Annotated in this window: 8 protein-coding genes; 3 read left to right on the top strand and 5 right to left on the bottom strand. The window is 64.6% G+C overall.

Features of this window, described 5'->3' with window-relative positions:
- Positions 1-313, bottom strand: a 313-nt coding sequence (locus PMI42_RS33490; protein WP_008143392.1) for a heme exporter protein CcmB, incomplete at its 3' end; no start/stop codon positions are given.
- Between the two features lie 85 nt (positions 314-398).
- Positions 399-1,001 carry a heme ABC exporter ATP-binding protein CcmA gene (ccmA, locus tag PMI42_RS33485; RefSeq protein ID WP_035967377.1) on the bottom strand — a complete coding sequence of 201 codons (603 nt, stop codon included), beginning with the start codon at positions 999-1,001 and terminating at the stop codon, positions 399-401.
- Positions 1,002-1,245: 244 nt separating this feature from the next.
- Between ccmA and acnA the strand changes: the two genes are divergently transcribed.
- From acnA to PMI42_RS33470, 3 genes are all read left to right on the top strand, one after another.
- Positions 1,246-3,966, top strand: a complete 2,721-nt coding sequence (gene acnA / locus PMI42_RS33480) for an aconitate hydratase AcnA (RefSeq protein ID WP_008143385.1) — start codon at positions 1,246-1,248, stop codon at positions 3,964-3,966.
- 217 nt (positions 3,967-4,183) lie between these two features.
- Positions 4,184-4,960, top strand: a complete 777-nt coding sequence (locus tag PMI42_RS33475) for a DUF1223 domain-containing protein (RefSeq protein ID WP_008143383.1) — start codon at positions 4,184-4,186, stop codon at positions 4,958-4,960.
- Positions 4,961-5,557: 597 nt separating this feature from the next.
- The gene (locus tag PMI42_RS33470) at positions 5,558-5,929 is read left to right on the top strand and encodes a DUF2794 domain-containing protein (RefSeq protein WP_008143381.1); all 372 of its coding nucleotides are present in this window, start codon (positions 5,558-5,560) and stop codon (positions 5,927-5,929) included.
- 103 nt (positions 5,930-6,032) lie between these two features.
- Here PMI42_RS33470 and PMI42_RS33465 read toward each other — a convergent pair whose 3' ends face one another.
- From PMI42_RS33465 to PMI42_RS33455, 3 genes are all read right to left on the bottom strand, one after another.
- A complete protein-coding gene (locus PMI42_RS33465) occupies positions 6,033-6,563 on the bottom strand; it encodes a GNAT family N-acetyltransferase (RefSeq protein ID WP_008143379.1) in 531 nt (176 codons plus the stop codon).
- A 313-nt stretch (positions 6,564-6,876) separates the two neighbouring features.
- Complete coding sequence (locus tag PMI42_RS33460; protein ID WP_008143376.1) at positions 6,877-7,668, bottom strand: Bax inhibitor-1/YccA family protein; 792 nt, start codon at positions 7,666-7,668, stop codon at positions 6,877-6,879.
- A gap of 281 nt (positions 7,669-7,949) precedes the next feature.
- Positions 7,950-9,106 (bottom strand): ABC transporter permease (locus tag PMI42_RS33455; RefSeq protein ID WP_035967373.1); only part of this gene is annotated, 1,157 nt, incomplete at its 5' end.

Here is a 9,106-nt window from a genome sequence, read left to right as displayed (position 1 = left end):
CCCCCAGCCAATGCGCCAGCGCCTTGGCCGCGCAGGCCAGTTCCAGCGGCGTCCGGCTCATCGTGATCAGGTCGAGCGAGCCGTCCTCATGGTCGGCCATGAACAGCCGGTCCAGGGTGAGCAGGCTCGCCAGCAGCGCGCCCAGCCACAGGATCGCCGGCCCCAGCCGCGACAGCAGCGCCAGGTCCGGCCCCACCGCGAACGGCATCAGGACCACGACGGTCAGGAAGAACAGCACGCCGATCAGCGCCCCGCCGCCGACGCGGAGCGCGATCCGGATGTCCCGGCGGATCAGGGCGGACAGGGCGGTCATGGGGTGGCCCCTTCTGCGGCCAAGAGGGGGGAGGGAGCGGGGAGAGCGGAGGTTGGCCGCTCGAAAAGCTGAGGGTCGGGCCGCTTCATGCCGTCCCCCCGATCCGCAGCTCCCGCGAATCGATCCCCAGCGGCGCGTGGGTCGCCGCGATGATCATGCCGCCGCGGGCGAGATGCTCCCGCATCAGGCCGGCGAACATGTCCTGGCCGGCAACGTCCAGCGCATTGGTCGGCTCGTCAAGCAGCCAGACCGGGCGGCGGACGGTCAGCAGCCGGGCCAGCGAGAGCCGGCGGCGCTGGCCAGCGGACAGGAAGGCGGCCGGCAGGTGGGTGGCGTGGTCGAGGCCGACGATGGCCAGGCTCTTGGCGGGGTCAAAACGCTCGCCGCCCAGAAAATCAGCCCAGAATGCCAGATTTTCCGTCACGCTCAGCGCCGGCTTGAGGGCATCGCGATGGCCGAGATAATGGCATTGCTCCGGCAATGTCAGCTCGGCATCGCCGCCACCGAGCGCGATTGTCCCGCCCGCCGGAATGAGCAGGCCGGCGATCAGCCGCAGCAGCGAGGTCTTGCCCGAACCGTTGCGGCCGACGACGGCCACGGCTTCGCCGGCGACCGCCTCGAAATCGAGCCCGGAAAACACCTCGCGCCCGCCCCGCACGCAAACGAGGCCGCGTCCGGACAGCTGCATCTTGCCTTGGTTCAACCCGCTCAAAGCCAGGCCTCAGGAAATCTTGGGGTAGCGCATGGGAATTTTTGGCTCGCGAATTGCTGCGGCACGTTTGTGGCTGTGGCGGCGCGGTTAGAAAGCTTCTATAAGCCCGGAACTACTTGATGCAGCAACTCAACCTGCCCCTGCAAGCGACTCAACCGGATTCGCTGACGGTGTTAAAATACCCTTTGCCGGGTATAACTAACAATTGGGATTTCCTAGCATGACCTCGCTCGACAGCTTCAAATGCAAAAAGACCCTCAAGGTCGGCGCCAAGACCTATGTCTATTACAGCCTGCCCACGGCCGAGAAGAATGGTCTGAAGGGAATTTCGAAACTCCCCTATTCGATGAAGGTCCTGCTTGAGAACCTCCTCCGCAATGAGGACGGCCGCTCGGTCAAGAAGGAAGACATCGTCGCGGTGTCGAAATGGCTGCGCAAGAAGTCGCTGGAGCATGAGATCGCGTTCCGCCCGGCCCGCGTGCTGATGCAGGACTTCACCGGCGTTCCTGCGGTGGTCGATCTTGCCGCGATGCGCAACGCGATGCAGAAGCTCGGCGGCGATGCCGAGAAGATCAACCCGCTGGTGCCGGTCGACCTCGTCATCGACCACTCCGTGATCGTGAACTTCTTCGGCGACAACAAGGCCTTCGCCAAGAACGTCACCGAGGAATACAAGCAGAACCAGGAGCGCTATGAGTTCCTGAAATGGGGCCAGGCGGCGTTCTCGAACTTCTCCGTGGTGCCGCCCGGCACCGGCATCTGCCACCAGGTCAATCTCGAATATCTCTCCCAGACGGTCTGGACCAAGAAGGAGAAGATGACGGTCGGCAAGAAGACCGGCACCTTCGAGGTTGCATACCCTGACTCGCTGGTCGGCACCGACTCCCACACCACCATGGTCAACGGTCTGGCCGTGCTCGGCTGGGGCGTCGGCGGCATCGAGGCGGAAGCCTGCATGCTCGGCCAGCCGCTGTCGATGCTGCTGCCGAACGTCGTCGGCTTCAAGCTGAAGGGCGCGATGAAGGAAGGCGTCACCGCCACCGACCTCGTGCTGACCGTGACGCAGATGCTGCGCAAGCTCGGCGTCGTCGGCAAGTTCGTCGAGTTCTTCGGCCCCGGTCTCGATCATCTCTCCGTCGCCGACAAGGCGACCATCGCCAACATGGCGCCCGAATATGGCGCGACCTGCGGCTTCTTCCCGGTCGACGCCGCCGCGATCGACTACCTCAAGACGTCGGGCCGCGCCGCACCGCGCGTTGCGCTGGTGCAGGCCTATGCGAAGGCGCAAGGGCTCTTCCGCACCGCCAAGTCCGCCGATCCGGTGTTCACGGAAACGCTGACGCTCGACCTCGCCGATGTCGTGCCGTCGATGGCCGGTCCGAAGCGTCCCGAAGGCCGCATCGCGCTGCCGTCGGTCGCCGAAGGTTTTTCGGTGGCGCTTGCCAATGAATACAAGAAGGGCGAAGAGCCGGCGAAGCGTTTTGCCGTCGAGGGCAAGAACTACGAGATCGGTCATGGCGACGTCGTGATCGCCGCCATCACCTCCTGCACCAACACCTCGAACCCGAGCGTGCTGATCGGAGCCGGTCTGCTGGCCCGTAACGCTGCCGCCAAGGGCCTCAAGGCCAAGCCGTGGGTGAAGACCTCGCTTGCCCCGGGCAGCCAGGTGGTCGCGGCCTACCTCGCCGATTCCGGCCTCCAGGCCGATCTCGACAAGGTCGGCTTCAACCTGGTCGGGTTCGGCTGCACCACCTGCATCGGCAATTCCGGTCCGCTGCCGGAGGAGATCTCGAAGTCGATCAACGATAACGGCATCGTCGCGGCCGCCGTGCTCTCCGGCAACCGCAACTTCGAGGGCCGCGTCTCGCCGGACGTGCAGGCCAACTATCTGGCTTCGCCGCCGCTGGTCGTCGCCCACGCGCTCGCGGGCAGCGTCACCAAGAACCTCGCCGTCGAGCCGATCGGCGAGGGCAAGGACGGCAAGCCGGTGTACCTCAAGGACATCTGGCCGACGACCAAGGAGATCAACGCCTTCATGAAGAAGTTCGTGACCGCGTCGATCTTCAAGAAGAAGTACGCCGACGTGTTCAAGGGCGACACCAACTGGCGCAAGATCAAGACGGTCGAGAGCGAGACCTATCGCTGGAACATGTCTTCGACCTACGTGCAGAACCCGCCTTATTTCGAAGGCATGAAGAAGGAGCCGGAGCCGGTCACCGACATCGTCGAGGCGCGCATCCTCGCCATGTTCGGCGACAAGATCACCACCGACCACATCTCGCCGGCCGGTTCGATCAAGCTCACCTCGCCCGCGGGCAAATATCTCAGCGAGCACCAGGTGCGTCCGGCCGACTTCAACCAGTACGGCACGCGGCGCGGCAACCATGAAGTCATGATGCGCGGCACCTTCGCCAACATCCGCATCAAGAACTTCATGCTCAAGGGCGCCGACGGCAACATCCCCGAGGGCGGTCTCACCAAGCACTGGCCCGACGGCGAGCAGATGTCGATCTACGACGCCGCGATGAAGTACCAGCAGGAGCAGGTGCCGCTGGTGGTGTTCGCGGGTGCCGAATACGGCAACGGCTCCTCGCGCGACTGGGCTGCGAAGGGCACGCGTCTGCTCGGCGTCCGCGCCGTGATCTGCCAGAGCTTCGAGCGCATCCATCGCTCCAATCTGGTCGGCATGGGCGTACTGCCGCTGACCTTCGAGGAAGGCACCTCGTGGTCCTCGCTCGGCCTCAAGGGCGACGAGAAGGTCACGCTGCGCGGTCTGGTCGGCGAGCTCAAGCCGCGCCAGAAGCTGACCGCGGAGATCGTTTCCGGCGACGGTTCGCTGCAGCGCGTTTCGCTGCTCTGCCGCATCGATACGCTGGACGAGCTCGATTACTACCGGAACGGCGGCATTCTGCACTATGTGCTGCGCAAGCTCGCGGCCTAAGCGCGAATTTGTGAACGGTGGCTCACTGCGACGTGAGTAGAAGGTTGAACGAAGGCGGCCTATCACAAGGCCGCCTTCACGCGTTTGCGGCATGCTTCAGACGGGCCCGTCCAGCGGAAATCAGCTCTGGACGGTCGAATATGCCGCGCCCCGTAAGACTGCGGTGACCATCAGGCGATATGCTTTCCCCCAACGATGACGATGTGTGACCTTCGACATGACTGGTATGATGGCTTCTAATCTCGTGACGCGCTGGTCCGGTGCACTCTGGTCGGGAGCGCTCGGCATTTGCGCCATCGTTGCCATCATCCGTCCTGCCCATGCCGATCCCCGCGCCGTTGTCGAATTGTTTACCTCGCAGGGCTGCTCGTCCTGCCCGCCCGCCGACAAGATCATCGGCGATCTCTCCAGCGACCCCTCGATCATCGCGCTGAGCATGCCGATCGACTATTGGGACTATCTCGGCTGGAAGGACACGCTGGCGGATTCACGCTTCTCGGCGCGCCAGCGCGCCTATTCGCGCATGCGCGGCGATCGCGAGGTCTACACGCCGCAGGTCGTGGTCAACGGCTCGACGCATGTCATCGGCAGCGACCGGGCCGGTATCGAGAATGCGATCGGCAAGACCGACAGGAGCGCCGGCGTGATGAGCGTGCCGGTGACGATGTCGCTCTCGGGCAAGCAGATCAACGTCTCGGTGGCTGCGAGCAAGGAGCCGACAGCCGCGCATGGCGAAGTCTGGATCTGCTCGGTCGCCAGATCGGTGCCGATCGCGATCGCCAGGGGCGAGAATCGCGGACAGCAGGTCACCTACCACAACGTCGTACGCAACCTGCTCAAGGTCGGCGACTGGACCGGCCGTTCGGAAAGCTGGACGGTGCCGATCGAGAACCTCACGCGCGACGGCGTCGACGGCGCGGTGGTCTATGTCCAGGATGGCAGCCGCGACAAGCCGGGCCCGATGCTCGGCGCGGCGTACACGTCGCTGCACTGATTCAATTCTCTCGCTAAGTTTCTGAGCTCGGCACTCGCTTTCAACCTTCATGGTGAGGAGCGCGCTCTTGCGCGCGTCTCGAACCATGCAGGCCCGCGCTGATGTATCTCGGGCCTCGATCCTTCGAGACGCCGCTTCGCGGCTCCTCGGGATGAGGGGAGAGAGTTTTGGCGCTGACGGGGAAGAAGTCAGCGAGCCAGCAACTTCCCGCCACAAACAAAAAAGGACCAACTTGCGTTGGCCCTCCTTGTCGCGCGTACAGACCCGATCCTGTTCGACCCCGGGGGGCTGGGGGCTGAGGAATCCGGAACCGAAAGGACCGGGTCAACGCACACAGGTCTTTTCGCAATGCAGGGCGGCAGGCGCTTGGCGGAAAAGCGGCGATACTATGATTCCTGCTAACGATCCCGTGACGGTTCGCCGCGAGAGAGTTCCACTCTTGCGTGTGCTCCGAATCCGACGGGTTGCGTCGACGAGTTCGATCAAGAGGCCTTGCGGCGAGGAGCGGTTGGCGCAATCATGCAACTGTCATGATCCGCGGTTCCGGGGACGGTTTTCGCGGACGCGGTCATGCTGTGCGATGAGGAGGCGCTTCCCATGAGTTCGACGTCGGAGGATGCCGATCCGAGCGGGCAGCGCGCGGCGGCGCATCCCGCCGCTGCGAATACCCAGCCGAACCGGGTGACGTTCAACCGGCTCGAGCTGAACCGGATTCTCAACCTCTACGGCCGCATGGTCGCCGACGGCGAGTGGCGCGACTATGCCATCGACTTCCTGAAGGACAGGGCGGTCTTCTCGGTGTTTCGCCGCGCCTCGGAAGTGCCGATCTATCGCATCGAGAAAGACCCGCGGCTCGCGCGCAAGCAGGGCATGTACAGCGTGATCTCGGCGACCGGCCTGATCCTGCGCCGTGGCCACGAGCTCGAGCGGGTGCTGCTGGTGATCGATCGCAAGCTGGCGGTGGTGTAGCTGGAATCCGTAGCCCGGATGGAGCGCAGCGTAATCCGGGGCCGCAGCGTCCGCGGATAAACCTGTCCCGGATTACGCTGCGCTCCATCCGGGCTACAAGAGTCTACGTTCCCGGCACCGTCGTCGCGCCCTCGCCAAGATCCCGCTGCATCATCACCGTATCCAGCCAGCGGCCGAATTTCAGCCCGACATTGGGATGCGTGCCGATCATCTTGAAGCCGCCCCTGGTGTGCACGCCGATCGAGCCGGCATTGGCGGAATCGCCGATCACCGCGACCATCTGGCGGAAGCCGCGCGCCTCGCACGCGATGATCAGCTGCTCCAGCAGCTTTGAGCCGATGCCGCGGCGGTGGAAGGACGGGTCGAGATAGATCGAGTTCTCGACCGTGAAGCGATAGGCCGGCCGCGGCCGGTAGGCACCGGCATAGGCATAGCCGGCGACGCGGCCGTCGATGAGGGCGACGAAATAGGGATAGCCGCCGTCGACCAGCGCGCGGTAGCGGCGCGTCATCTCGGCAAGGTCGGGCGGCTCCAGCTCGAACGTCGCGGTGCCCTCGCGGACGGCCTGCTGGTAGATGGCGGTGATGGCGGGGAGGTCGGCCTCAAGCGTGGGCCTGATTTCGGGTGCGGACATGGTGCGAAGATTAAAGCCTTCCCGCGGCGGCTGGAAGGGGCGAACGGCCTCTCCACGCCGTCATTCCAAGCGCAGTGAAGCAATCCAGAAATGCATCCGCGGAGGGGCTCTGGGTTGCTTCGCTACGCTCGCAATGACGAGGAGAGTCAGCCCTTTGTAGCCCGGATGGAGCGCAGCGAAATCCGGGACCGCTGCGTCCGCGGATGAACCTGCCCCGGATTGCGCTTCGCTCCATCCGGGCTACGAGCTGCGCCCCAAACAAAAACCCCGGCCTCGCGGCCGGGGTTGGTGTCCGTTCTCTCGGGCCTGGCGCTTAGTCGCGCTGGCCGAGGAGCTGCAGGAGCAGCGTGAACAGGTTGATGAAGTTCAGGTACAGCGACAGCGCGCCGGTGATGGCTGCACGCTCAGAGACGTCACCGCCGGCCGAAGCGTAGCCGTAGATGTAGTCGTTCTTCAGCCGCTGCGTATCCCAGGCGGTGAGGCCTGCGAACACCAGCACGCCGACCACGGACACGATGAACTGCAGCATCGAGCTCGCCAGGAACAGGTTCACCAGGCTCGCGATGATGATGCCGATCAGGCCCATGAACAGGAACGAACCCATTCCGGTCAGGTCACGCTTGGTGGTGTAGCCGTAGAGGCTGAGCGCACCGAAGGTCGCCGCGGTGATGAAGAACACCCGTACGATCGAGGTGTGCGTGAACACCAGGAAGATCGACGACAGCGAGACGCCCATCAGCGCCGCGAACACCCAGAACAGGATCTGGGCGGTCGAGGGGGCCAGACGATTGATGCCCGCCGAGATCACGAACACCATGGCGAGCGGCGCGAGCATGAACAGCCACTTCAGCGGGCTGACGAACATCGCGTAGCCGAACGGCGTCAGGAACAGCTTTCCGACGCGGACGGCGTCCGCCGTCGGAACGTCAGTCACGGCAGCCATGTAGACGCCGAGCGCGGCCAGGCCGGTGATGGCGAGGCCAATGCTCATGTAATTGTAGATGCGCAGCATGTAGGCGCGCAGGCCGGCATCGACCGTCGCGGCGTCAACACGCCCGGCGGCCCTGCCGAAAGGAGAAGCGTAGTTACGGTCTAGGTCCGACATGGTCGAATTCCCGTTGGTTAGCCCGGTCCGGCATGAGGGTCGCCATGCCGCCGGTTCGTCAAATTCTATCTCGGATACCGATGTCTGCCGACTAAATTTTGGCTAACAATCCGGGCTCCGAACCCATTCGATATGTGGGAAACTAACACATTCGCTGCAACCTTCCACGCGCGGCTGAATGTCGCCCTTGGCGGCAATCCTGACGCGAACCTGACGAGCAGTCGTGGTTAACCGCGGGAATCGTGTGATTCCGCTCTCCTGTGGCGACCCGCTACCATTTGTCACAAATTCCGCAACACCGTCGCGGGCTTTTTGTTCAACGCCAGCAGCGTGCCCGCCAGCCCGAGCCCGACCGTGACGACGAGGGCGGCCGCGACCACGCCGGCCGCGCTGCCGGCCTGCCAGACGAAACTCAGCGTCATCAGCCGCGTCACGATCATCCAGGCTGCGATGCTGCCGGCGATCACGCCGAACAATGCGGTGGCGAGCCCGATCAGGAGGTATTCGAGCGCATAGGCGCCGAGCAGCCGCAGCCGCGTCGCGCCCAGCGTCTTCAGGATCACCGCATCGTAGACCCGGTGGCGATGGCCGGCGGCGAGCGCGCCGCCCAGCACCAGGATCGCCGAGATCAGGGTCACGGCGCTGGCGCCGCGGATCGCCAGCGCCAGATTGGTCACGACCGAGCCGACCGTCTCCATCACCTCGCGCACGCGCACGCTGGTTACCATGGGGTAAGCGTCGGCGACCTGCCTGATGATCTTGCCGTCGCCGGCCGCGTCGCCGCCGGCTTCCGTCAGCGTCGCGATGTGGGTATGCGGCGCGCCCTTGAAGGCATTCGGCGAGAACACCAGCACGAAATTGATGCCCATGCCCTGCCAGTCGATGCTGCGCAGATTGCCGATTTTGGCCGGGATGTCGCGGCCGAGCACGTTGACCACGATTTCGTCGCCGAGCTTGAGGCCGAGCCCGTCGGCGATCTTCTTCTCCATCGAGACCAGCGGCGGGCCCGAATAATCGGCGCTCCACCATTCGCCTTCGACCACCTTGGAGCCCTTCGGCTGCTCGGCGGTGTAGGTCAGGCCGCGGTCGCTTTGCAGCACCCATTCGGAATCGGTGGTGGGCTTGAGATCCTCGGCGCGCACCCCGCGCGCCCCGACGATGCGTCCGCGCAGCATCGGCACGTCCTCGACCTTCGCGCCGGGCGCGATCTTGTGCAGGTAAGCGTCGAACTGTTCGGCCTGCGTGCTCGGGATGTCGATGAAGAAGAACGACGGTGCATGCTCGGGCAGCGCCGCCAAAAACTGCCGGCGCAGATTGCCGTCGATCTGGGTGATGGTGACGAGCACGGCTAAGCCCAGGCCCAGCGAGAGCACGACCGAGGGCGTCAGCGCGCCCGGCCGGTGGATGTTGGCGATCGCCAGCCGCAGCATCGGCAGGC

Origin of the sequence: Bradyrhizobium sp. YR681 (assembly GCF_000282615.1) — a bacterium.
GTDB lineage: Bacteria > Pseudomonadota > Alphaproteobacteria > Rhizobiales > Xanthobacteraceae > Bradyrhizobium.
The sequence above is the reverse complement of the archived record's forward strand: the minus strand, read 5'-3'. Positions and strand labels throughout refer to the sequence as shown.

What these genes read in the sequence shown, in the direction of transcription:
- PMI42_RS33470 (WP_008143381.1), top strand. Translation starts at nt 5,558, where the DNA reads ATGAGTTCGACGTCGGAGGATGCCGATCCGAGCGGGCAGCGCGCGGCG.
- PMI42_RS33475 (WP_008143383.1), top strand. Translation starts at nt 4,184, where the DNA reads ATGACTGGTATGATGGCTTCTAATCTCGTGACGCGCTGGTCCGGTGCA.
- ccmA (WP_035967377.1), bottom strand. Translation starts at nt 1,001, where the DNA reads ATGCAGCTGTCCGGACGCGGCCTCGTTTGCGTGCGGGGCGGGCGCGAG.
- PMI42_RS33465 (WP_008143379.1), bottom strand. Translation starts at nt 6,563, where the DNA reads ATGTCCGCACCCGAAATCAGGCCCACGCTTGAGGCCGACCTCCCCGCC.
- PMI42_RS33460 (WP_008143376.1), bottom strand. Translation starts at nt 7,668, where the DNA reads ATGTCGGACCTAGACCGTAACTACGCTTCTCCTTTCGGCAGGGCCGCC.
- acnA (WP_008143385.1), top strand. Translation starts at nt 1,246, where the DNA reads ATGACCTCGCTCGACAGCTTCAAATGCAAAAAGACCCTCAAGGTCGGC.